The 23,497-nt window shown below is 62.0% G+C and carries 18 protein-coding genes; 12 read left to right on the plus strand and 6 right to left on the minus strand.

The window, feature by feature from the left end; all coding sequences use genetic code 11:
- Nucleotides 1-110: 110 nt before the first annotated feature.
- Nucleotides 111-980: a deoxyribonuclease IV gene (locus D8Y22_RS14365; protein WP_141465441.1), complete on the minus strand. Its 870-nt coding sequence runs from the start codon at nucleotides 978-980 to the stop codon at nucleotides 111-113.
- Between the two features lie 70 nt (nucleotides 981-1,050).
- Nucleotides 1,051-1,884 carry a lipoate--protein ligase family protein gene (locus tag D8Y22_RS14370; RefSeq protein ID WP_141465393.1) on the minus strand — a complete coding sequence of 278 codons (834 nt, stop codon included), beginning with the start codon at nucleotides 1,882-1,884 and terminating at the stop codon, nucleotides 1,051-1,053.
- 216 nt (nucleotides 1,885-2,100) lie between these two features.
- Between D8Y22_RS14370 and D8Y22_RS14375 the strand changes: the two genes are divergently transcribed.
- Nucleotides 2,101-3,012 (plus strand): serine/threonine-protein kinase RIO2, encoded by a 912-nt coding sequence (locus D8Y22_RS14375; protein ID WP_141465394.1) that lies wholly within the window; start codon nucleotides 2,101-2,103, stop codon nucleotides 3,010-3,012.
- A gap of 306 nt (nucleotides 3,013-3,318) precedes the next feature.
- Nucleotides 3,319-4,551, plus strand: coding sequence for an HD domain-containing protein (locus D8Y22_RS14380; RefSeq protein WP_141465395.1), 1,233 nt, complete (start codon nucleotides 3,319-3,321; stop codon nucleotides 4,549-4,551).
- A gap of 425 nt (nucleotides 4,552-4,976) precedes the next feature.
- Here D8Y22_RS14380 and rdfA read toward each other — a convergent pair whose 3' ends face one another.
- The 3 genes from rdfA to D8Y22_RS14395 all read right to left on the minus strand — a co-directional run bounded on the left by rdfA (nucleotide 4,977) and on the right by D8Y22_RS14395 (nucleotide 8,789).
- Nucleotides 4,977-5,609, minus strand: coding sequence for a rod-determining factor RdfA (rdfA, locus tag D8Y22_RS14385; RefSeq protein ID WP_141465396.1), 633 nt, complete (start codon nucleotides 5,607-5,609; stop codon nucleotides 4,977-4,979).
- Between the two features lie 298 nt (nucleotides 5,610-5,907).
- Nucleotides 5,908-7,260 (minus strand): glycerate kinase type-2 family protein, encoded by a 1,353-nt coding sequence (locus D8Y22_RS14390; RefSeq protein WP_141465397.1) that lies wholly within the window; start codon nucleotides 7,258-7,260, stop codon nucleotides 5,908-5,910.
- 287 nt (nucleotides 7,261-7,547) lie between these two features.
- Nucleotides 7,548-8,789: a hydroxyacid-oxoacid transhydrogenase gene (locus tag D8Y22_RS14395; protein ID WP_141465398.1), complete on the minus strand. Its 1,242-nt coding sequence runs from the start codon at nucleotides 8,787-8,789 to the stop codon at nucleotides 7,548-7,550.
- A 362-nt stretch (nucleotides 8,790-9,151) separates the two neighbouring features.
- Between D8Y22_RS14395 and D8Y22_RS14400 the strand changes: the two genes are divergently transcribed.
- From D8Y22_RS14400 to D8Y22_RS14440, 9 genes are all read left to right on the plus strand, one after another.
- A complete protein-coding gene (locus D8Y22_RS14400) occupies nucleotides 9,152-9,913 on the plus strand; it encodes an IclR family transcriptional regulator (protein ID WP_141465399.1) in 762 nt (253 codons plus the stop codon).
- Between the two features lie 129 nt (nucleotides 9,914-10,042).
- Nucleotides 10,043-10,477 (plus strand): universal stress protein, encoded by a 435-nt coding sequence (locus D8Y22_RS14405; protein WP_141465400.1) that lies wholly within the window; start codon nucleotides 10,043-10,045, stop codon nucleotides 10,475-10,477.
- Nucleotides 10,478-10,527: 50 nt separating this feature from the next.
- The gene (gene hisD / locus D8Y22_RS14410; RefSeq protein WP_141465401.1) at nucleotides 10,528-11,826 is read left to right on the plus strand and encodes a histidinol dehydrogenase; all 1,299 of its coding nucleotides are present in this window, start codon (nucleotides 10,528-10,530) and stop codon (nucleotides 11,824-11,826) included.
- A 381-nt stretch (nucleotides 11,827-12,207) separates the two neighbouring features.
- On the plus strand, nucleotides 12,208-12,396 hold the full coding sequence (locus D8Y22_RS14415) for a hypothetical protein (RefSeq protein WP_141465402.1): 189 nt from the start codon (nucleotides 12,208-12,210) through the stop codon (nucleotides 12,394-12,396).
- Complete coding sequence (locus D8Y22_RS14420) at nucleotides 12,396-14,051, plus strand: sodium:solute symporter family protein (protein ID WP_246084454.1); 1,656 nt, start codon at nucleotides 12,396-12,398, stop codon at nucleotides 14,049-14,051. The genes D8Y22_RS14415 and D8Y22_RS14420 overlap by 1 nt, the downstream gene beginning before the upstream one ends.
- A 61-nt stretch (nucleotides 14,052-14,112) precedes the next feature.
- The gene (locus tag D8Y22_RS14425) at nucleotides 14,113-14,685 is read left to right on the plus strand and encodes a hypothetical protein (RefSeq protein ID WP_141465403.1); all 573 of its coding nucleotides are present in this window, start codon (nucleotides 14,113-14,115) and stop codon (nucleotides 14,683-14,685) included.
- Between the two features lie 209 nt (nucleotides 14,686-14,894).
- Complete coding sequence (locus tag D8Y22_RS14430) at nucleotides 14,895-16,097, plus strand: iron-containing alcohol dehydrogenase (protein WP_141465404.1); 1,203 nt, start codon at nucleotides 14,895-14,897, stop codon at nucleotides 16,095-16,097.
- Between the two features lie 112 nt (nucleotides 16,098-16,209).
- A complete protein-coding gene (locus D8Y22_RS14435; protein WP_141465405.1) occupies nucleotides 16,210-17,319 on the plus strand; it encodes a zinc-binding dehydrogenase in 1,110 nt (369 codons plus the stop codon).
- Between the two features lie 111 nt (nucleotides 17,320-17,430).
- Entirely contained in the window at nucleotides 17,431-18,927 is a 1,497-nt protein-coding gene (locus D8Y22_RS14440; RefSeq protein WP_141465406.1) for an aldehyde dehydrogenase family protein, read from the plus strand.
- Nucleotides 18,928-19,602: 675 nt separating this feature from the next.
- Here the strand turns inward: D8Y22_RS14440 and D8Y22_RS14445 are convergent.
- On the minus strand, nucleotides 19,603-21,858 hold the full coding sequence (locus D8Y22_RS14445; protein ID WP_141465407.1) for an NADP-dependent malic enzyme: 2,256 nt from the start codon (nucleotides 21,856-21,858) through the stop codon (nucleotides 19,603-19,605).
- 530 nt (nucleotides 21,859-22,388) lie between these two features.
- On the opposite strand from D8Y22_RS14445, the gene D8Y22_RS14450 reads away from it, so the two are divergent.
- Nucleotides 22,389-23,492 (plus strand): mandelate racemase/muconate lactonizing enzyme family protein, encoded by a 1,104-nt coding sequence (locus D8Y22_RS14450; RefSeq protein ID WP_141465408.1) that lies wholly within the window; start codon nucleotides 22,389-22,391, stop codon nucleotides 23,490-23,492.
- The last annotated feature ends 5 nt before the right edge of the window (nucleotides 23,493-23,497 follow it).

Genomic DNA, 23,497 nt, shown 5'->3' on the forward strand with positions numbered 1-23,497 from the left:
GTGAGTCGGCTTCCCGGCGCTCGCGAGTCGGCACCCCAGCGATTGCAAGTCGTCTCTCCGGCGCTCGAGCACCCGGGCTGAATTCGACCCCCGCCCCGAGTAGAACGCGGTCAGTCCTCGCGAAGCTCCTGAACCTTCTCGATGTTCCAGGCGAACCCGCGTCCGTCTTCAGTCGGCGTCTCGAGGGCGAACGGCAGGTCCCGCAGATCCGGGTGGTTGACGATCGCTTTCATCCCGTCTTCGCCGATGTAGCCCTCGCCGATGTGGGCGTGTTCGTCCTTGTGCGTGCCGACGTCGTGTTTCGAGTCGTTGAGGTGGATGTACTCGAGGGACTCTAAGCCGACCTCGTCGTCGAAGCGGCCGACGGTTTCGTCGACGGCGTCGGGCGTCGTCAGGTCGTTGCCCGCGACCAGCGTGTGGGCGGTATCGATGCAGATCCCGATCTCGGTCTCGGTCCGGTCGATGATGCCCGCGAGATGGTCGAACTCGCCGCCGAGTTTCGTACCGCTGCCGGCGTCCGACTCGATCAGAATTTGGACGCCCTCGGGGACCTCGAGTTCGTCGATCAGACTCGCGGCGTTGTCCAATCCGCCCTCGACGCCGGCGCCCGTGTGGGCGCCGAGGTGGACGTTGACGTACGGAACGCCGAGCCGCTCGGCGGCGTCCAGTTCGGCCTGCATGCTCTCTTTGGATTTCCGCCGAAGGTCGTCTTTGGGCGTACAGAGGTTCACGAGGTAGGCCGAGTGGATCACCCACGGCCCCTCGAGTAACTCGTCGGTCTCTTCTTGAAAGCCGTCGGCGGCTTCGTCGCTGATCTCGGGTTGGGCCCAGACCTGTGGCGACGTCGTAAATATCTGGCCGCAGTTCCCGCCGAAGTTGCGCTGGCGGTGGACTGCGTTGCGAACGTCGTCGTACGGCGGCGTTTCGTCGTCGGAGGAGACGCGCGAGCCGGAAATCGACACGTGTGCGCCGACCTGCAGTGTCATACGATCCCGTCAGCACCGATTCGTGATAGGGATACCGGACTCTCTCGAGTGTCGGTCTTCGATCCTATCCGCTCGCCTCGAGGGTCTCCCGATCGCGAACCCACGCGTCGGCGCCGTACTTCCGGTCGGCGAGGTCGCAAGCGGCCTCGAGTTCGTCGTCGGCCCACTCCCCTTCCGCGGCGCCACACCAATCTCCGAGCGCATCGGCGAGTGTGTCGACCGCCTGCTCGCGGTCGATCCCTGCTTGTTCGCGGATGCTCGTCACCCGATCAGTGAACGTCGTTTCCTCGAGATCCGTATCGAAGACGCCGACGTGGGCAGTCGCCTCCCGATCGAAGCTGATCGAGCCGTGCTGGATGACGACCTCGCGCTGTCGGTACTGGGCGTTGCCGCTGATCTTTCCGGCCTCGTCGCCATCTTCGGCGGGTGCGACGACATCGTGGGCGGGGTTGATGTTCCGGAGGTAACACGAGGGCTGGTAGATCGCCGACTGCTCGACCCTCGCGAAGTCGGCGTCGACGCCTATTCGCTTGAGTCCCTCGAGGATCGGCTCGCAAAACAGTGCGTAACACTCCATCAGGTCCCCCGGCACCTCGTCGGCCGGCGCGACGATCGTATAGGAGATATCGGCGTATCGGTCGTGATAGATGCCGCCGCCGCCGGTCTGGCGTCGCGTCACGTCGATCCCCTTCTGCTGGCAGTACTCCCAGTCGACCGTTTCGGCGTCCTGTCGGTAGCCAAGCGAGAGCGTGCTCGGCTCCCAGTCGTAGACCCGAACCGTTCGCAGATCCTCCGAAAGGGCGGTCTCGGCGGCCATTTCCTCGAGTGCCATCTGCGTGGCTCCGGCGCGGGGTTCGTCTCTGATGAGTCGCCAGTCTCGATCGGCGAGTGTCGTCATATCTCGAGAGACGATTGCGAGTAGGAAATCGGTTCCGCACGACGACGGCCATCGCCGCGCAGGGCCGGTTCGTGGGAACCGACTGAATTTTGTATCGCGATATGGAATTTATAATTCCACTCGTTCGAACTGCTAGCTGGTCGGCGAGTGGTCTCGACCGAGGCGCGGCTACTCGGCTCACGCGACGTTTTTAGGTCCCGGCCGGCAACGACACCTATGGTGCGCAACGTCGCCGGGTTGCTCCCGGAACTCGAGGACGAAGACTACTATCTGCTCTCTGGGGTCGAACAGGGGATGCGGTTTTCGGAGTGGGTCCAACGCGAGAAGTTGCCCTCCTTTGCGAATCTCACCGAGGAGGAGATCGACTACCGCCTCGAGCGCTGTCTCAAACGGGGGCTGATCGAGAAAAAGACGATCCAGTACGAAGGATACACCCTCCAGTTCGAGGGGTACGATCTGCTCGCCTTGCGGTCGCTGGTCGAACGCGATACCATCTCGGAATTCGGTTCGCCACTCGGCGTCGGCAAGGAAAGTGATGTCTACGAAGTCCGATCCTACAAACCGCTCGCGCTGAAGTACCATCGTGAGGGCTACACCAACTTTCGGGAAGTTCACAAGGAACGTGATTACACGTCCGATCGCGATCACGTCTCCTGGATGTACACTGCCCGGAAGGCCGCCGAACGCGAATACGGGATCATCGAGGAGCTCTACCCCGAGGTCTCGGTACCCCAGCCCATCGACCAAAATCGCCACGCCATCGTCATGGAGAAGATGGACGGCGTCGAACTTTCGCGAGCGAAACTCGAAGACCAACAGGTTGTTGGCGTCCTCGAGTTGTTGCTCTCGGAACTTGCCCGCGCACACGAAATCGGATACGTCCACGCCGACATGAGCGAGTACAACATCTTTATCGACGAGAGCGGCGTGACGATTTTCGACTGGCCCCAGGCAGTTTCGACCGACCACGACAACGCGAGCGAGTTCCTCGAGCGAGACGTGGACAATCTCGTTGGGTACTTCCGGCGCAAGTACCCCCAACTCATTCCCGAGGACCCCACACCAGCCGATATCGCGGCCTCGATCGAGGATGGTTCGTTCGGTGCCCTCGACGATCTCAGCGAATAAATCCGTTATTGCTATATCGAATTACCAGCTCGCGTGTGGTTCTCGAACCCGAGTCTAGACTACTGATTCGAGGGAGCATCGGACGCCCAACCACACGCGATACCGCTGGCAGCCTACTCATCCCACTGGGTCGAAATATACAGGAGCGCGATAAGACAGAGAATTACGATGACGAACAGTGCGATCGTCATGAGCTGTGGTGCGTCCATAACGAGCGTTCGAATTCGGCGATGAAAACCGTACCGATCGCTGTAGTCGGTGTGTGGCGACACGACAGTTTTTGTGCGAACCAGACCAACGACAGGTATGAAGGTCATCAAGGATAGCGTCCACGACCACATCCAGGTCGACGGCGTCGCGCGTGATCTGCTCGATACGCCGGCCCTCCAGCGACTTCGGCGGATCAGCCAACTCGGGACCGTTTCGTTGGTCTACCCCTCGGCCAACCACACGCGCTTCGAGCACAGCCTCGGCGTCTACCACCTGGCCTGTCAGGCCCTCGAACAGCTGGGCGTCGACGGGAAACGGGCCACGCGCATTCGGGCCGCCGCGCTGTTACACGACGTCGGTCACGGACCGTTCAGTCACAACCTCGAGTCACTGACCTATCGACGAACCGGACGCTACCACGACGATGTCCACGATCTCCTCGCTGGCGGAACGGTTGGCGATGTCCTCCGTGATCACGATCTGGATCCCGAAGCCGTCGCCGAGCTCGTCGCTGGCGACGGTCAGTTCGGCCAACTGGTCTCCGGCGAACTCGACGTCGATCGGATGGATTATCTCGTTCGGGACGCCCACCACACCGGCGTCCCCTACGGGACGATCGACCACGGCCGCCTGGTCCGGGAACTGACGTTTACCGACGGGACACTCGTGCTCGACGAGGGGAACGTCCAGACCGCCGAGAGCCTGCTGGTCGCTCGAGCATTAATGAACCCGACGGTCTACAGCCACAGCGTCGCCCGGATCAGTAAGGCGATGCTCCGACGGGGAACCGAACAACTCCTCGAGTCACCGTCGGCAGATCTCGACGCAGCGACGCTACAGCGAATGGACGACGCCGACTTGCTCGTTGCCCTGCGCTCGAGCGAGGCGACCGACGAATTCTCGCGACGGCTGGACGAGCGCGACCTCTTCAAACGAGCCGTCTGGGCCGAGATGGACGACGTTCCGGGTGGTGTTATCGAAGCTGATCACGAGACGATCCGAGCGTTCGAGCGCGACATCGCCGACGCCGCGGCCGTCGATTCCGACTGCGTTATTCTCGACGTTCCGGGTCGCCCCTCGATGACCGAGTCGACCTCTCGAGTGCTGGTAAACGGTGATATCCGGCGGCTCGACGAACAGTCGCCACTAGTGGAGGCGCTTCGAGCAGCCCAGCACTCTCAGTGGCGTCTCGGCGTCTACTCACCCGCCGCGATGCGCGACCGCGTCGGTCGTGGGGCCGTCGAGGTGCTCGGGCTGGACATCGACGGCGCACTGGTTAGCGACGTTCGAAACGGTCTCGAGACGACGCTGGACCAGTTCACCGATTAATCTGACGCAGTTAGCTATACTCGATTAGCTGTATTTCAAACTGATATGTGTGCGAATGCTGGTCGCTACACAGCCACGAAGAATCGACATAGCTCGATGAGCAGCAGCTGCCACACCGTTCGTCCAGACGCTCGAGGCGATATCTGAACCTCGTTGGACGGACGGGTCGTTCGTGATCGAACGCGATGGGTGCGCCTCGGCCGATTCGTCGAGGACACGCACTCGAGTACGTGCGGTCGAGACGCTGTTGCTCTCGACGGGACTCGAGGGGCGCAGTTACGGACCCTCGTCGACCGGGCGACGAAGCAGGATAGCGAAACCGTAGTGATTCTTGGGAACGTTCCGGACGGGAAACGGTTGCTCGAGGCGTTCGACGGGATCCGTGCGGTATTCGGGGGCGTCCGAGCGAGTGGCGAAGTCGTCGCTTACTGCGTCGCACAGTCACAACCGCCCTGTTCGAGCAGATCCCGAACCGTATACTGCTGTTTACACTCCTTGCAATTGACGCTGACGGTGACGAGAACGTCGAACTCGCCTATCTCGAGGACATCGTTGCGCTCGAGTTGGGCGATCGTATCCTCGGTGACGGCGCTGGTTCGATTGCGCAGCGCGCCGAGTTTGTCGCGGCTGCGCTCGAGTCGCTCCTCGTCGCTCGGCGAGGAGAGTTCCGCCTCGAGACAGTCCGTCAAGTGGTTGTACACCGTCTGGTGGGAGACGAAATCGCTGACGACGTCCTCGACCGGGACGTCGTCGCGTTCGAGTTCTTTCCGGGTCTGAACGCGGGTCCCGCTACTGACGTCGTCGTCGGTAAGCAGCCGGTGGAGATTCTCGATTTCGCCGTCTTTGTACTGGAGTCCGGCGTCGTCCAGTGCCGCTTCGAGGACGCGTTGATTGACGTGTGTCGCCAGTGCTCGGGTACTGTATCGGTCGTCCGTCTCGTCGGTCCAGTAACGGACGAGTTCGTCGTCGAGGTCTGTGAGGTCGTATCGACCGCCAATTCGACCGACCTTGCAATTGCAGGACGAACTGTCCGCTGCATCGGTGGGTTGTTGGCTCATTACCCCGTTAGTAGTCTACTCACCATCAAAAACGTTCCGACAACGGAGAGTTTACGGTAATACGTCCGTAACGAACGGCCGGCCGCTGCTCTGGAAGCGTTTTCTCGCTGATCGCCGATAGTAGCTCCATTCGCCATCGCTCGGCGAGTCTCTACTGCGATCAGACCACTACACAAAATATGATGGTTATCTCTATCTGTATGGCATATAATATATAGGTCGGCTATAATGAGTACCGGCTGCTGATACGGATTGCTGGCAGTCAGGTTTCCCAGCCGAATAACTACTCAACGTGTCGCTACGAGTCGATTACGAGTACCCGGAGGTCGTTGACGTTGGTGCCGGTCGGTCCCGTCTCGAGGAGTGCCCCGTGGGCGTCGAGCAGCGGGTAGACATCGTGGCACTCGAGTGCACGACGACCGTCGGCGGCCAGGACCGTGGTCCCGTCGGCGATCGCTCCTGCGGCGTCGGTCGCGCCGTCGATGCCGTCGGTATCGATGCTGGCGATGACGACATCCTCGATTTCGAGCGCGAGCGAACCGCTCGTTACGAACTCCTGATTGGGACCGCCCCGGCCGGATCGATCGGATAGCGTCACGGTCGTTTCGCCACCCGAGAGCAGTACGGCGGGTGGTTCGATCGGTGTCCCGGTTTCGTGACACTCCTCGGCGATCGCGACGTGTGTGAGTGCGGCCTCGCGTGCCTCGCCACGGACTCGCGAAGAGAGGATCAGCGGCGTGTACCCGCGCTCGGTTGCGACTGCGCTCGCTGTCTCGAGTGCCGTCCGGTTGGTTCCAAGCAAATGCGTGGCGACGTTTCTGAAGGCTGGTTCGGTCGCGGTAGGCGTTTCCGGTCGGTCGCCGTCGTTGCCGGCGCTGAGATGGTTGCGAACGGCCGCTGGAACGTCGATCTCGTACCGGTCGAGGACCGCGATCGCGTCGGCGTAAGTCGTCGGGTCGGGGGCAGTCGGTCCACTGCCGATGGTGCTCGGATCGTCGCCGATTACGTCACTCAAGACGAGTGTCACGACGGTTGCGGGTGCACCTGCTCGAGCCAGTTGGCCACCCTTGATCGCCGAACAGTGTTTTCTGACGGCGTTGATCTCTTCGATCGAGGCGCCACAGGCCAGCAGCTGTTCGGTCAGGTTTCGAAGGGCCGACAGCGACAGTTGCCCCGCGGGAGCCGCGAGCAGGGCACTCGCACCGCCGGTGATGACGGTGAGCAAGAGATCGTTCTCGCCGGCCCGATCAGCACGTTCGAGTACCCGAGCACTGTTGTGGACCCCTTCGGGGCTCGGGAGCGGGTGATCGCCGGTTAGTACGTCGACTGTCGTCGTCGGTTCGGGGGCGTCTGTAACGACGACCCCATCGGTCAGCCGATCGTCAAGGCGGTCCTCGAGCGCCGCGGCGAATGCACCTGCAGCGTTACCGCCGCCCACGATGACGATGTCGTCGTAGGTCTCGAGATCGTAGCTGGCAGTCGTCCCGTCGACGCCCTCGACGGACAGTTGCTCCGCTTGAAGGGAGAGTGTTTCGGCAACGCGCGTGGCGGGATGTGCGGCTTCGATTCCACTCCGAAGGGCCTCCACAGCGGTCTCGTGCGCTGGCGTCCAACTGACCGATCCGTCCCGCGGGCGTCTGATATCGACCATGCGTACGTTATCGTTGGCCTCGAGAAAGTATGTGTCGCAGGAAGGGAACGTGTATAAGACAGTATGACGGTCACTGTACTCCCGATCATACGAGGGGTGTGCAATCGGTGTGTACTTCCTTTTGGACGGTCTGTTGTACCGTTTTACCGGCACGACCCTACGGTGGGCCGCGGTCGTGGGGGTCCCGACGTACAGCAGTCCGTATCATACGGTTTACTGTAACGATTTACCGGCCCAGCCGCCGCCCGGGTCGCGGCTGGGCCGGAAATGACTTACAGTAAACCGTATCAGTCGGCACGATAGGCGTTCTCGAAGATCGTCTCGAGGTCGGTTTGGTCGACGCGACGGGGGTTTCCGACCAGGAGTCGCTGTATCTGTTCGGTCTTTTCGGCCAGTCGCGACAGGTCGTCGCGCTCGACGCCGAGGTGCTCGAGATCGTCGGGAACGCCGACGTCGTCGCGTAGCGATTCGACCGCAGCCACGGCACGTTCGCTCGCCTCGCGGTCGCTGAGTCCGTCGACCGGTTCGCCCAGCCGTTGGGCGACGGTACCGTACTGCTCGCGTGCCGTCGGCGCGTTGTAACGCATGACGTGGGGCAGGAGGACGGCGACAGTAACCCCGTGTGGCGTGTGATTTTCCCCGGCGACGGGGTAGGCCATCGCGTGGGTCGCACCCAATCCCGCGTTCGTGAACGCGATACCGGCGAGGAGACTGGCAAGGGACATGTCCCGACGAGCCTCGAGGTCCGAACCGTTGTCGACCGCCTGGCGGAGACTGTCACCGATGAGCTCGATCGCCTTCTCGGCGTAGAGGTCCGTGAGTTCGGTTCGACCGCCGTAATCCGGTCGTTCGTCGGCTCGATCGGGCGCCGGTTTCGTCTCGAAGTGACGAGTCGTGTATGCTTCGATCGCGTGTGTGAGCGCATCTAACCCCGACGCTGCAGTGACTGCGGGTGGCAGCGAAACGGTCAACAGCGGATCGACGATCGCGAGATCGGGATAGAGACGGCGACTCGAGATACCGACTTTGAGTTCACGGTCGGGCAAGGAGACGACCGCGGCAGGCGAACTCTCCGAGCCGGTTCCGGCTGTCGTGGGTATCGCGATAACGGGTGTGTCAGCTGCAGGGACGTCGACACCGTCACCGATAGGCGGGGCGACGTACTCGAGAACGTCCCGATCGGACGCGACGAGTCCACCGGTCACTTTCGCGACGTCTATAGAACTTCCGCCGCCCAGCCCGACGATGACATCGGGCCCACACTCCCGAGCGGCCTCGATTGCGGCCTCGTAGATGTCCAGTCCAGGATCCGGCTCGACGCCCTCGAACACCGAGACAGCCGTCTCCTCGGGTACCGACTCGAGGGCGGTTTCGACGACACCGGCGTCTCGAAGTTCGTCGTCGGTAATGACGAGCAGGCTCGAGGCGTCTCGAGCGAGGAGGTCGTCGCCCAGTTCGCTACTGGCACCCATGCCGAACGTGATTCGATCTGTGATCGAAAATTCCCACACAGTATCGGATTCGTACATTCGTTTGAAACGACACGCCCTGACCAATTATAGATGCTGGTCCGTCGACGAAGGGCGCTGTTGGCGCCCGGTTGTTCGGAAATAGCGAACTCGACAGCATTTACACAAGTATGGTTGTAATATGTTGGACGATTATCGTAGATTCCAGGCCACTATGGATCGGTATTATGGGTTCTATATGAACGATTTGTGGGTATCTGCCACACCAAATTTTCGTCGATACCGAACACTCTACCCGGCGATCAGTCGGATGGCGGTGTCCGTTACCGGAGACAGCGAACTGACGTTCGGTATCTCCGAACGATGCTTGCTCGAGCGCGGAAAATCACGGTGCTTATGGTATGTGACAGCAATGGCCAACTATGCCGGATACGCAAGATCGGACGGTCAAATCAGCGGACAACCTCTTTGGGGTACTCCACGCCGTTCACGAACTCGATGGTGCTGGAACGACCGACGTCGCTAGCCGGCTCGATATCGCCAAGAGTACGGCCCACGATCACCTCACCACGCTCGTCGAACACGAATTTCTGATCAAAGACGGATCGACCTATCGGGTCGGACTCAAGTGTCTCTACTACGGCATTCAGGCGAAAAATAGGATCGAACTCGCCCAGGTGGCAAAGCCCTCACTCGAGCAACTGGCCGACGAAACGGGTGAGATCGTCTGGTTACTGGTCGAGGAGTACGGCAAAGGCGTTTTCATCGAAAAAGCAAAGGGTGAGCGCGCGGTCCAACCCTACGGCGAAGTCGGAAAGCGCGTCCCGCTGTACGATATCGCTTCCGGCAAGGCCATTCTCGCTCACCTGCCCGAGAAACGGGTCAGGGAGATCTGTGACCAACAGCAGCTATCGAAGCACACGGAGAACACGCTCGCCGATATCGACGATCTGCTTGCAGACCTCGAGGCGACGCGGGAGCGCGGTTATTCGTTGAACGACGGCGAGACCTTCGAGGGATTCCGTGCTGTCGGCGCGCCGCTGGTTCACGATGGGGAGTTGCTGGGCTCGATCGCAGTGTCTGGGCCGGAAAACCGGTTTCGCGGCGATCGATTCAGACAGGAGCTCCCGGAGGTCGTCACCGGGGCAGCGAACGCGATCGAGTTGAGTATGGCCAGTCGTTAAGCCGCTCACACCCTCGATCGGTGCTGTCAGCGTGATATTTGTACGGTCTCGAGGACGAACGATCTGTGTTCCCGGCTGGTGGAAATACGCACACATCTATAACTACCTACACTCGAAACCTCCTGGCGTATGTACGATACCATTCTCTTTCCGACGGACGGAAGCGAACTCGCCGAACAAGGCATCGACAACGCTGTAACCCTCGCAGAGACCTACGACGCTGACTTGCACACGCTGTTTGTCGTCGATCAGACGACCTACGCAGGTCATCCCAACGATATGGACCGCGAAGCGATCCAGAACCAGCTCCGTGAGGCTGGCTCGCGCTCGCTTGCGGAACTCGAGGAAACGGCCGCGGACGCTGGTATTTCACTGACGACGGCCGTCCGCGAGGGCGTTCCACACGAGCAGATCATCGAGTATACGGAGGCGACCGGCGTCGATCTCATCGTGATGGGAACGCACGGCCGATCCGGACTCGATCGCGTGTTGCTCGGCAGTACGGCGGAGAAAGTTCTTCGATTGAGCCCGGTGCCGGTCCACTGTGTCCCGCGCGAAAGCTGAACGAACCATACGTCATTTATACGGCGGTACCGTTATCGCGACGTGCCCATATGGCTACCATCGAGTATCTCAAGGAAGCGGACGATGCCTCGATCGAAATCGATCAGGAGGTAACGGACGCAGTTCAGGATATCGTCGGCGCCGTCAGAGACCGCGGTGACGACGCCGTCTACGAGTTCACCGAGCGGTTCGACGGCATCGAGGTCGACGACGTTCGGATCGGCGACGCCGAAATCGACGCGGCCCGCGAGGAATTGACCGACATCGAGAAGGAGACGATCGACAACACGATCGCAAACGTCCGTGCGTTTCACGAGCAACAGCGCGAGCACATCTCGGACTTCGAGACGGAGTTCGAGGAAGGCGTTCGGCTCGGACAGCGTATCGTCCCGGTCGAATCCGCCGGGACGTACGTCCCTGGCGGTCGTCACCCACTCGTCGCTGCGCCCGCCATGACGATCGTTCCTGCCGACGTCGTCGGCGTCGAACGGATCGTTACGTGTGCGCCGCCCCAGGATGACGGGAGCATCCAGCCGGCCCAGTTGTACGCGATGGACCAGGCCGGTGCCGACGAAATCTACAGCGTCGGCGGTGCACAGGCGATCGCCGCGATGGCCTACGGCACCGAGACGGTTCCCAGCGTCGCGAAGATTACCGGCCCGGGCAACGTCTTTACGACCGAAGCCAAGCGACAGGTCTTCGGCCACGTCGGCATCGACTTCCTCGCCGGCCCCTCGGAGGTGCTGATCCTTACCGACGAGACGGCTGATCCCGACCTCGTCGCGACGGACCTGCTGGCCCAGGCCGAACACGATCCCAACTCGCGACCGATCCTGGTCTCGACCGATCGGGACATCGCCGAAGCGACTGTCGGCGCACTCTCCGAGCAGTTACCGAACTTGGAGACCGAAGATGTCGCCCGGGAATGCTGGACGGAAAACGGTGAAGTCGTCCTCGCGGAGACGATGGCCGACGCCATCGAGGTCGCTAACGAGTACGCGATCGAACACCTGCAGGTCATGATCGACGAGCCACGCTCGATCGTCGACGAGCTGACGAACTACGGATCGCTGTTTCTCGGCGCCCACTCCCCCGTCGTCTTTGGCGACAAAGCCGTCGGAACCAACCACAGTCTCCCGACCCTCGAGGTCGCTCGCTACAGCGGCGGTATCTGGGCCGGTACCTACTGCAAGACGCTCACCCATCAGGAGGCCACCGAAGCTGGTGGCGCCCGGATCGCGCCGTGGGCGGCCAAAATCTGTGAACTCGAGGGGACACACGCCCACCGGCTCTCCGCGGAGGCGCGGCTCCGAGACGACATCAGCCCGGAGTACGGCCCCGGGAAGTAATACGGTTTGCTGTACCGATGTCCTGGCGGTGAGTCGAACTGTGTGAGACGAGCCTCGGTTGCAGAGCGAAGCGAATCAACCGGTGCAACCGCCGTCCGGATCGCGGTTGCGCCGGTAAATGACGTACAGCAGACCGTATAACGTCCGAGCGCGTGTTCGAGTCGCACTACTACTGCCGGACGAACTACTGTGAGAATTCGCCGCTCTTGTCCGGCGGATTCGCTGCAGTGATTGCTGTCGGACAGGATAACTGCAAGTGAGCGTCGCGTCGTCTCACGGCCGGTGAGTTGCCCCGTTCTATCTGTTCGTTTTGTTTCAATATCTATAAAGAACATCATAATTATTAAGTGATGGGGATGTGGATGGGTGGGTGTAGCATACATGAACGTATTAGAAGTGCTTGCAACGACGTCAATACTGTTCGTCGTCTTCGCGATTGTTTGGGTGGTGTACGTCGAAGAATGGCTCGAACAGCGGGAGTTGTCTCGAACGCAACGTCGGCGTAACTCGAGCGCAGAGACATCCCCCGAGGGGGATACTGTCGAACAGACCCAGCAGGGTGGTAGCTGATGATGGGGGAGACGGCTGCTGCAGCGTTCGTCTTGCAGGCCGACCAGTTGGGTCACGAGACGGTTATCCAGTGGGGATGGATCTTCCTGGCAGCGTACCTGATCCTGATTCTCTTCCTGGGCTATCTCGGTTACCGGCGAGTCGAAGACGGGATGGGTGGGACGAGTGCGCAAGACGAGTACGCAACTGCTCGCGGCGGCTTCGGATTCCTCGCGTTGGCACTCGCGTATGCGGCGACGGTCGCCTCCGGTGCGACGTTCATGAGTATTCCGGGGATGGGGTACGACATGGGATTCATGGCGGGCTACTACGCGATGATCTATCCTATCGGTATCTTCCTCGGCGCGTTGATCGTCGCCCGCGTGAGCAAGAAGGTCAGTGACCGGTTCAACTCGCAGTCGGTGCCGGACTTGCTCGGTGACCGATTCCAGAGTCCCGCACTCAGAGTCATTACGGCATTGCTGTCGCTGTTCCTGATTTTCTACGCGATGGCACAGATTTCGGCGGCCGGCTGGATGTTCGAGGTCATCCTCGGCGTCGAGTACGTCATCGGTATCTGGGTCGCTGGACTCCTGTTGTTGATTTACTTGGCGGCAGGTGGCTCCCACGCCGACATCCTGACGGACGCGATCCAGGGGGCGATCATGATCGGAATCACGTTTTTGATCTTCGTCATGTTCGTGACCGGCTGGGGGATGGACGGCGGTATCAGCTCCGTCAACGCCGCCCTCGAGAGCAGTCAGCAGTGGGACCAACACACTGACTCGGATAACGCGATCTTCCCAGGCTGGTGGGCGATCGTCCTGCTGATGGTCGCACACATCGGCTTTACCGCACAGCCACATCTCGGCAACAAGTTCTTCGCGATCAAGAGCAACCGATACATCCGTCGGTTCCTGCTCGTGACGTCGCTGGTCGGGATCTTCCTTCCGGTGATGTTCCTCGGCGGCGTCCTCGGGGCCGCACAGGGAATCGAAGTCGCTGACCCCGACGCGGTCATCCCGACGTTGTTCGTCGAGAACATCCATCCGATCATGGCGGCGTTCCTGGGAGTGGCGATCCTCAGCGCGATCGTCTCGACGTCTGACGGATTGGTCATCTCGATCTCACAGATCTTCGCGAACGACCTCTACCGCAAGTCCTACGTGCCCTGGAAAGGGGGCGATCCGGAAGCCGAGGAGGTCCAACAGCGCGCCCTGCTCATCTCGCGTATCTCGACGATTTTCATCGTCTTCATCGCCGTTGCAGCGGTCATCTCGCCGCCACAGTATCTCGTCGTCTTCATGTGGACGGGAATTGGCGGTATCATCGCCTCCTTCGGTGGACCGTACCTCGTCGGGACCCTGTGGCGACGGACGACCAAACACGCGGCCCTCGCCGCAACGGTGATCGGATTCGCGGTGTACTTCTACATCCACCTCGGGCCGCAGTTCGGCGTTATGGAGGGTATTTGGCCCTTGAACGAGAACCCGTACGCGTCGACCGGTATCGGTCTCATCGTCAGTGCGGTGACCACGGTCGTCGTGAGCTTCGTCACCGAGCCGCCCAGCGACGAACACCTCGAGAAGGTGTTCTCCGCCGAGCAGCGACTCATCGAGGATGACACACACGACGGTGCGCCGGGCGGCATAAGCGCGTCCGAAAGCGACGACTAACGTCGGCCGACTCATTTTTCGACCGACGGATTAAACGAGGGTCGCTGCTATCGGTGTAGATATGGAGATCACCGCGTTCGAGAAACGCCTCGACGAGACGACGGCGATCGAGCGGACACGGAATCTGAGTACCAAAGAGTACGTCTATACCTGGCTCGCCGATCGTCTCGGCTGGGAGCTCGACGATCAGGAGTTCGACGTGATGATCGTATATTATCCCGATTACATCGCCTATACGACTGCGACGATCCGCCAGACGTTGCGGGGAAACAAGACGCTCAAATTTCTTGCAGCCGTCGACGCCGTCACGGGCCGGGCGGGTGAAGTCGATGTCGAGTTACCCACCCAGCGAACGATCGACGCCGACCAGGAACTGGTGATCCCGCCACAGATCGACGCGGAGGAAGCCGAATCGACGTGGCGCGAGTGGCTGTTCAAGTACGTCGGGCGATACCACCGCGCGACGGAGATGCCCGAGTACTCCCTCGACGAGCTGGAACTCGTCTACACGCCCTACTGGGTCATCGACTACGGCAGCATGGAAGAGAGTCTCGCCGTCAGCGACCTGACCGGCCGCACCGCGAGAATCGAGGAGATCGAGGTACTCGAGGAGTTCTACACTCGCCACATGTGACGGGCGGTCGGTTCCGTCGATCCCGCCGACGCTTTGCTGAGCAGACGGTGGTGTGTTGCACTGGCGGCCCGGCCCCAACTTGTCCGCCCTCGCCATACCGTCTCGGTGCGGTGTCGTTTCGAACGCCGTAATCACGTGTCTTCACTCGAGACATTGCTACGTGGTCGCACAACGCAAACGTATAGTAACGGCCGACAAAATGCGGGGGTATGGATGGAACCCACACGGACGGACGGCAACTCGAGTCGATGTCGGTTGCGTTCAAGGCTCCCGACGCCCGGATCGGAAGGGGCGTCGCGACGACCGTCGGCGACGTGCTCGAACGCGCGGGTGTCACGGACCCGCTCGTCGTTACCGACGAGGGAATCGAGGCAGCCGGGCTCCTCGGGCCGATCGTCGATGCGATCGACGCCGACGCGACGGTCCACTACGCGACGACCGAACCAGCGGTCGCGGATTTCGAGAACCTCCCGACCGAGACCGTCGACGGCGTCGTCGCGATCGGCGGCGGGTCCTGCATGGACACCGCGAAAGTCGTCGCGACCCTGCTGGCCCACGGCGGCGACGCCGCGGACTACCTCGGCGTCGACGCGGTTCCCGGGCCGGTCGCGTCGCTGATCGCCATTCCGACCACCAGCGGCACCGGCTCGCAGGCCACCCAGACCGCGGTCGTCTCTCACGACGGCGTCAAACGCGGCATCAGCGACGAACACCTCCGCCCGGATTACGCCCTCGTCGACCCGTCGCTTACGTCCGACCTCCCGTCGGCACAGACCGCCCGGTCGGGGTTCGACGCCTTCGTCCACGCCCTCGAGTCCCTGACTGCACGCGACTACCGGTGGGTCGAATCGCGCCCGATCACCTATCAGGGAGCGAATCCGGCCTCGCGGGCGCTCGCTCGCGAAGCACTCCTGCAGGTTCACGACTCGCTCGAGCGGGCGACGTTCGACGGCGACGACCGCGATGCGCGGGAAGCGATGAGCGTCGGCTCGCACCTCGCGGGAACGGCGTTTTCGATCTCCGGACTGGGCATCGTCCACGCGATCGCGAGTACCCTCGGTGGACTCACGAACGACCCTCACGGTGCGTGTCTGGCCGCGTCGATCGAGGCCGGACTCACCTACAACCTTCCCGTCCGGCGGGCCGAGTACGCCGACGTCGCCCGCACGCTCGAGGTCGTCGACGCCGGCGCGTCCGATCGCGAGGCGGCCACCGCGCTGATCGCAGAGTGTGGTCGGCTGCGAACGTCGCTGAACCTCCCGACGGGGATGGCGGCGCTGGGTCTCGGCCCCGAGGATGTCGACACCATCGTCGAGAACACCCTGATCCAGGAGCGGCGACTGCCGACGAACCCGCGGGCCGCTGGCGAAGACCTCGGCGAGCATCTGCTCGAGATCGAATTCGACGGGTGAACCGCGATGCGAGTGACCGGCGGCGAGGCGTCGCGCGATCGGCTGTCCGTCGCTTCGACGCCGCTGATACAGGGGACGGAAGTTTTATTTTCCGTGCCGGAAACATCGTGGTATGGGAGCACGACCCAGTGGCAAGCTCGTTTATTTATCGGAGCCGGAACAGCTCGAGATCAAAGAATACGACGTCCCCGAGCCCGAACCGGGGGCCGTGTTGACCGAGATCGAACAAGCCAACGTCTGTGGGTCCGAACTCCACATCTGGCGTGGCCATCATCCGGAGGTCAAAGAAGGCGTTCTGGGCCACGAGGCGGTGTGTCGCGTCAGCGAACTCGGGGACGGTGTCGAAACCGATTTCGCCGGCGAACCGCTTGAGGAAGGCGACATCGTCGCTCCCGCCTACTTCTTGACGTGTCAGCGCTGTGCGCCCTGTCGGAACGGCCAGTTCAACCTCTGTGAGAACGCCTACAAGTTCTGGTCGAAACCGCCGGAAGAGCCGCCACACTTCCACGGCACCTTCTCGACGCACTACTTCATCCACCCTGACCAGTACTTCTACAAGGTCCCCGAGGACGTGAATCCGAACGTCGCCGCCGCGGCCAACTGCGCGCTCTCGCAGATGCTGTACGGGCTCGACGAGGTCGGCGTCGGTTGGGACGACACCGTCGTCGTCCAGGGCGCGGGCGGTCTCGGTCTGAACACGATCGCGATCGCTCGCGAACGCGGCGCAGACACCATCGTCGTCGAGGGCATCGACGGCCGAATCGAACGCGCCAAGGAGTTCGGCGTCGACCACGTGATCGACTTCCGCGAGTACGGGACCGTCGAGGAACGGGCCGAGCGCGTCCGCGAACTGACCGACGGCGTCGGTGCCGACGTCGGTGTCGAGGTCGCTGGCGTCCCCGAAGCCTTCGCCGAGGGTCCGTTTCTCCTGCGCGATGGCGGACGGTATCTCGAGGTCGGTAACGTCAATCCGGGCATCAACGCCGATTTCGATACCGGGACGCTCACCCGGAAGGGAATCGATATCACCACCGCGATCCGGTATCAGCCGTGGTATCTCCGGAAGGCGCTTCGGTTCCTCTCGAAACACGGCGACGACTATCCCTACGAGGATCTCATCGACGCGGAGTTCGACCTCGTGGATGTCGAGGAGGCGCTGGCCAAGTCCGATACGCGGGAGATCACCCGCGCGGCGCTGCATCCCCACTCCCACGCCGACTAATTCGGGAGACGTTCGATCGATCGCCGTTTTCGACACTTCCGTTCAACAACCGCCTGGGAGTATCCGAGCGAAGCGTTCATTTCGCTCCCGGGCAAACTACCGGTGACCACCATGTCAGAGCCTATCGATCAGCAACGCGACGAGGGGACACTCGAGTCGCTTCCGAGCACCGACCTCTACATCGACGGGGAGTGGGTCCCGGCGGCCGATGGCGAGACGTTCGCGACGGTCGATCCGGCGACGGGAGACGCGATCACGGACGTCGCCGCGGCCCAGGAACCCGATGTCGACGCTGCCGTCGATGCGGCGCGGGCGGCGTTCCCGGCGTGGCGAGACGTCGATCCTGACGAGCGCGGGCGGATCGTCTATCGGATCGGCCAACTCATTCGCGAACACAAAGACGAACTCGCGGCCATCGAGAGTCTCGATCAGGGGAAACCCCGTTCGCAGGCCGAAAGCGACATGATCGGTGCAGCCCGGTACTTCGAGTACTACGCCGGCGCAGCCGACAAACTCGAGGGCAAAAGCGTCCCCATCGGGACGGACCAGGTCGATTACACCGTTCGTGAACCCTACGGCGTCAGCGCACAGATCACGCCGTGGAACTTCCCCGGCAATCTCTTCGCCCGCGGCGTCGCACCGGCACTCGTCGCCGGCAACGCGACGGTCGTCAAGCCGGCCGAGCAGACGCCGCTGTCCTCGCTTCGGTTGACCGAACTCTGCGTCGAGGCCGGCGTTCCCGAGGGCGTCGTCAACACGATTCCCGGCTTCGGGGATCCAACGGGACAGGCACTGACCGAACACGAGGGCGTCGACCAGATCACGTTCACCGGGAGCGTCCCGACCGGCCAGCACATCATGCAGACGGCCGCCGAGACGATCACGCCCGTCACGCTCGAGTTGGGCGGGAAGAACCCCGCGATCGTCTTCCCCGACGCGGATCTCGATGCCGCAGCCGAGTGGATTACCACCGGCATCTTCACGAACGCCGGACAGATCTGTTCGGCCGCGGATCGGGCCCTCGTCCACGAGTCCGTCTACGACGACCTCGTCGAGAAGATCGTCGATATCGCGGCGTCGACGGTCGTCGCTGCCGGGGACGAAGACGAAGATATGGGCCCGGTCGTCTCCGAGACCCAACTCGAGAAGATCACACGCTACATCGAGGTCGGTCGGAAAGAGGGCGCGACCCTCGCGACCGGTGGCCAGCAACAGGACCGAGACGGCTATTTCGTCGAGCCGACGGTCTTTACCGACGTCGAGCCCGATATGCGCATCGCTCGCGAGGAAATTTTCGGACCGGTCCTCTCGGTTCTCTCGTTCTCGGACGTCGAGGAGGCCGTCGAGATCGCAAACGACTCCGACTACGGACTCGTAGCCGGTGTCTTCACCGCAGATATCACGCGCGCTCATCAACTTACCCGCGACCTCGAGGCCGGCAACGTCTACGTCAACAAGTGGTTCGGCGACACCAACCAGACGCCGTTCGGGGGCTACAAACGAAGCGGCATCGGCCGGGAAAAGGGACTCGAAGCCCTCGATTCCTACCTGCAGACGAAAAACGTCGCGATCAATCTCGAGGGTGACGCCGATCTGCCGGCATCGTAACTCGTTCTCGAGCGTCAGTCGCCTTTTCGACAGCGTGCGTCGCTCTCGAGTCGGCTGTCGGTAGCGTCTCACGAATTTAACAGCTATCTAGTACGATCGATATATAATAAATATAGTTATATTTCGACGCGGCGGTTCGGTTCCCTCGTGTTCTATCCTGGATCGGCGTCCGCGATCGGTGCAGCCATCAGTGGGCGAGGAATACAACCGTGGCTGGAGTTTGGTACCGTACTGTCTTTACCCGACAACTGTCGCGACGAATCGATGCGCCATCGGTAGGCCTACGCTGTCAACGGGACGACGGTACCGGTCATACGGTCCGTTGCCGTTCGTTGCTACTGATCGCTCGAGTGGGGCATCGATCAGCGGTAATACGCTACAACGATCCGCACCAGCCAGCGTGCACGCCAGGGACGAACAGCCGGGGTCGGACGAGCGGTCGTGTTCCGCCTATCGATCGTCGATCGGTTGTCGGCCTCGGCTGATCCCTGTCCCAAATATACTAAGTCTGTCATACTACATCTTTATATATTTGTGGCGCTTTCAGCTCGACTCGTTCTTGTGACGGTCGAGGCCGTCGAGAGTGGCTGGTCGTTTCTGCTCGAGCGACGCGCTGGGCCAACGAGGGTGCCGGTCGCGTTCCGCAGTGTGGAATTACCCGGCTCGCTCGCGGTGTTACTCCCGTTGCTGGGCCTCGACCGTCGCGACCGCCGCCAGATTCACGATATCTCTGACCTCGTCGTCGCGCTGGAGGACGTGAACCGGTTCTGCCATCCCGGCGAGCATCGGGCCGACGGCGTCGGCGCCGCCGAGTCGCTGGAGCAGCTTGTAGGCGATGTTGCCGGCCTCGAGATTCGGCAGGACCAGCACGTTCGCCGGCTGCTCGAGGTCGGTGAACTCGTAGGTGCCCTGCAGGACGTCTTCGATGACGGCGGTGTCGGCCTGCATTTCCCCGTCGACCGGAAAGTCGACGTCGTGATCGGTTCGCAGTCGGTCGGCGGCACGGCGCGGTTTGCGGGTACCCTCGTTGTCGACGCTACCGAAATCGGAGTACGAGAGCAACGCCGCACGCGGTTCGACGTCGAACCGGCGCGCGATATCGGCGGCGTGACGGGTCACTTCTGCGAGGGTCTCGGCGTCGGGATCCTGGTTGACCGTGGCGTCAGCGAGGAAGACGACGCGGTTCTTGAACGTCAGCATGTAGACGCCGGCCGCGTGATCGACGCCGTCGGCGGTGCCGACGACCTGCAAGAGCGGGCGAAGCGCGGAGGGGTAGTGGTAGGTCAACCCCGTCAGCATGGCGTCGGCGTCGCCCTGCTCGACCATCACCGACGCGAAGTAGTTGCTCTCCTGGATCCGCTCGGCAGCTTCGGTTCGGGTGATTCCCTTTCGTTTCCGGCGTTCGTAGAGCGCATCGGCGTAGGCCTCGGTGTCGGCGGTTTCGGGGTCGACGATCTCCGGCTCGAACGCCAACTCGAGGTCGGCGACGACGCGTTCGATGCGCGTTCGATTCCCGATCAAGATCGGCTTGGCGATGTTTCGGTCGGCGAGCTGGGCGGCCGCGCGGACGATCGTCTCGTCGTGGCCCTCTGCCAGTGCGAGCCGTTTGGGGTCGCTCTGGGCTTTGTTCAGGACGACGCGCATCATCTCGCGGGATTTGCCCAATCGCGCCTCGAGTTCCTCGACGTAGCTCGCACGCTCGAAGTCGGCTCGGGCCGCGCCGCTGTCGATGGCCGCTTGGGCCACCGCGGGCGCGACCTCGAACAGGACGCGGGGATCCATCGGTTTCGGAATGATGTACTCGGGACCGAACTGGAGGGGTTGATCGCCGTAGGCCTTGCGGACGGCGTCGGGGACGTCGGCTTTCGCGAGGTCGGCGAGGGCGCTGGCGGCGGCGACTTTCATCGCTTCGTTGATCTCGGTCGCGCGGACGTCGAGTGCGCCCCGGAAGAGGAACGGAAAGCCCAGCACGTTGTTGACCTGATTCGGGTAGTCGGAGCGACCGGTGGCCATGATCACTCGGTCGTCGCGGGCCGCCTTCGCTTGCTCGTAGCCGATTTCGGGGTCGGGATTCGCCATCGCGAAGACGATCGGATCGTCGGCCATCGAGCGGATCATCTCCTGGGAGACGATCCCGCCTGCGCTTAGCCCGACGAAGACGTCCGCCCCCGCGATCGCGTCCCCGAGGTCGCCTTCGGGAACGTCTCGAGCGAACTCGCGGTTGTGGGGATTTAGTTCGCCCGCCTCTGCGCGTTCGGTCGTGAGAATGCCGTCGATATCGACCATCGTCACGTTTTCTCTGCGGACGCCGAGTGAGACGTAGAAGCGAGCCGTCGCGACCGCCGCCGCACCGGCGCCGGCGAACGTTACCTCGAGGTTCTCGAGGTCTTTCCCGACGAGTTCGGTCGCGTTCAACAGCGCCGCCCCGGTGATGATCGCGGTGCCGTGTTGGTCGTCGTGAAAGACCGGAACGTCCATTCGCTCGCGTAGCGCCTGTTCGATTTCGAAACAGGCCGGGGCGGCGATATCCTCGACGTTGATCCCGCCGAAGGTCGGCTCCATCCCCGCGACGGCGTCGACGAACCGGTCAGGGTCGTCGTACTCGAGTTCGATGTCGAAGACGTCGATGTCGGCAAAGCGTTTGAACAACACACCTTTCCCTTCCATCACCGGTTTGGACGCCTCGGGACCGATATCTCCGAGCCCGAGCACGGCCGAGCCGTTCGAGACGACGCCGACCAGATTTCCCTTCCCCGTATACCGGTAGACATCGTCGGTCTCGTCGGCGATCGCCCGACACGGCCCCGCGACCCCCGGGGAGTACGCGAGGCTCAATTCTCGCTGGCTGGTCGTTGGCTTCGTTGTCGTTACCTCGAGCTTTCCGGGTGGCTCACGTTCGTGGTACTCGAGTGAGTCGTCTTCTAATGACATACCAGTCACTTCGGACATGCGACCAAAAATCTGTGGATGAGCGGCACGATAGTGTGCTAATAGTGATTTAAATTATAGATCACGAACTTACTGTCGGGCTAACTCTCGAGAACGTATCTCGGTCGTCGTCCGGAGAGCGCTCGAGGCTAATACTCCCCACGCGTCGACTGGTGAGCGACATTGATACCCACCGCATGATTTCACTCATCAGTCGACGGTTGGGAAGGCACTAGTCGTAATACCATAGATTTCTGATAGTAGGGTCGATGTACCGACACGTCGGTTACCGTCCGCCGGTTCGAAACGTACTGATCCATTGGTTAATAAGTAAAGTGTCACGTCGGGCTTGTGATTGTCTCGATTATCCGGTCCAGCCAGGCCGACCACGGTGGGCGTTCGTCGTGAGCCCCGCTGGTGGCATATTCGTTCTTGCAGATAGACTGTCTATTTCACGACCCATACTCGAGTGGTCATCTCAACGTTGTCGGAGTAGCGAATACGCATAAGTAACTGGACATCATCAGTTCGCTATGGAGATTGCCGAGGTAACGTCAGTACCGATCGAGATTCCCCTCGAGGAGCCGGTTTCGTTTTCGAATCGGACACTCACGTATCGGGATCACGCGATCACATACGTTCGAACGACCGACGGCCGGAACGGCGTCGGTTACACGCTCGGCTACGAGGCCGCCGAGCTGATCGCCGATGCGGTCGAATCGGTGCTCGCGCCGATGCTCGTCGGGGAGGATCCGCGCGATACCGAACGACTCTGGCACGAGATGTACGAGGGGACCATCCAGGTGGGCCGTACGGGTATCCTGCTCCGTGCGATTTCGACGGTCGATATCGCGCTGTGGGACGTGAAGGCCAGAGCGGCGGACCAGCCGCTGTACAAGCTGCTGGGTGGATACGCGGACGCAGTGCCGTCCTACGCCAGCGGCGGCTACTACCGCGACGAGAAGGGCCACGAGGGGCTCCGTGCGGAAGTACGCCGGTACGTCGACGAGGGCCACGACGTCGTGAAGATGAAGGTCGGCCGACGATCGATCGACGAAGAGGTCGACCGCGTTGCCGCCGTTCGCGACGAGATCGGGGAGGAACGAACGCTGTTGCTCGACGCCAACGGCGCCTGGTCGAACGCGACCGAGGCGACCCGCGTGTGTCGGGCGTTCGAACCGTACGATCCGTACTTCGTCGAGGAACCAGTGATGATCGACAAGGTAGCGACGATGGCGCAGGTCAACGACGCCATCTCGTATCCGGTCGCGACCGGCGAACTCGAGGGGACCCGTCACAACTTTGCTCGACTGCGCGATCAGGGGGCTGCAACTATCCTGCAGCCCGACGCCACGGTCTGTGGCGGCATTACGGAGTGGCTCAGGATCGCCCACCACGCGGCCGCCTACGACGTCCCAATCGCGCCCCACTACAACTGGAACCTCCACGCGCCACTCGTCGGCGCGATCGAAAACGGCTGCTGGGTCGAGTACTTCTATCGCGACATGGACGTGGTCGTCTTCGACGATGTCGTCGAGTCACCGCTCCGGCCCGATGCGGGGACGATCCGGCTGTCTGACGAGCCCGGACACGGTGTGGAACTGGACGACGATGCCGTCGATTCGTTCCGCGAGTGACGCCG

This window comes from Salinadaptatus halalkaliphilus, assembly GCF_006543045.1.
In the GTDB taxonomy this organism is placed as follows: domain Archaea; phylum Halobacteriota; class Halobacteria; order Halobacteriales; family Natrialbaceae; genus Salinadaptatus; species Salinadaptatus halalkaliphilus.

Bases quoted from the DNA above. Each gene is read 5' to 3' on its own strand.
- D8Y22_RS14415 (WP_141465402.1), top strand. From the start codon at position 12,208: ATGAACGTATTAGAAGTGCTTGCAACGACGTCAATACTGTTCGTCGTC.
- D8Y22_RS14420 (WP_246084454.1), top strand. From the start codon at position 12,396: ATGATGGGGGAGACGGCTGCTGCAGCGTTCGTCTTGCAGGCCGACCAG.
- D8Y22_RS14425 (WP_141465403.1), top strand. From the start codon at position 14,113: ATGGAGATCACCGCGTTCGAGAAACGCCTCGACGAGACGACGGCGATC.
- D8Y22_RS14405 (WP_141465400.1), top strand. From the start codon at position 10,043: ATGTACGATACCATTCTCTTTCCGACGGACGGAAGCGAACTCGCCGAA.
- D8Y22_RS14435 (WP_141465405.1), top strand. From the start codon at position 16,210: ATGGGAGCACGACCCAGTGGCAAGCTCGTTTATTTATCGGAGCCGGAA.
- hisD (WP_141465401.1), top strand. From the start codon at position 10,528: ATGGCTACCATCGAGTATCTCAAGGAAGCGGACGATGCCTCGATCGAA.
- D8Y22_RS14430 (WP_141465404.1), top strand. From the start codon at position 14,895: ATGGATGGAACCCACACGGACGGACGGCAACTCGAGTCGATGTCGGTT.
- rdfA (WP_141465396.1), bottom strand. From the start codon at position 5,609: ATGAGCCAACAACCCACCGATGCAGCGGACAGTTCGTCCTGCAATTGC.
- D8Y22_RS14445 (WP_141465407.1), bottom strand. From the start codon at position 21,858: ATGTCATTAGAAGACGACTCACTCGAGTACCACGAACGTGAGCCACCC.
- D8Y22_RS14440 (WP_141465406.1), top strand. From the start codon at position 17,431: ATGTCAGAGCCTATCGATCAGCAACGCGACGAGGGGACACTCGAGTCG.
- D8Y22_RS14390 (WP_141465397.1), bottom strand. From the start codon at position 7,260: ATGGTCGATATCAGACGCCCGCGGGACGGATCGGTCAGTTGGACGCCA.
- D8Y22_RS14400 (WP_141465399.1), top strand. From the start codon at position 9,152: ATGCCGGATACGCAAGATCGGACGGTCAAATCAGCGGACAACCTCTTT.
- D8Y22_RS14380 (WP_141465395.1), top strand. From the start codon at position 3,319: ATGAAGGTCATCAAGGATAGCGTCCACGACCACATCCAGGTCGACGGC.
- D8Y22_RS14370 (WP_141465393.1), bottom strand. From the start codon at position 1,884: ATGACGACACTCGCCGATCGAGACTGGCGACTCATCAGAGACGAACCC.
- D8Y22_RS14395 (WP_141465398.1), bottom strand. From the start codon at position 8,789: ATGTACGAATCCGATACTGTGTGGGAATTTTCGATCACAGATCGAATC.
- D8Y22_RS14450 (WP_141465408.1), top strand. From the start codon at position 22,389: ATGGAGATTGCCGAGGTAACGTCAGTACCGATCGAGATTCCCCTCGAG.
- D8Y22_RS14375 (WP_141465394.1), top strand. From the start codon at position 2,101: ATGGTGCGCAACGTCGCCGGGTTGCTCCCGGAACTCGAGGACGAAGAC.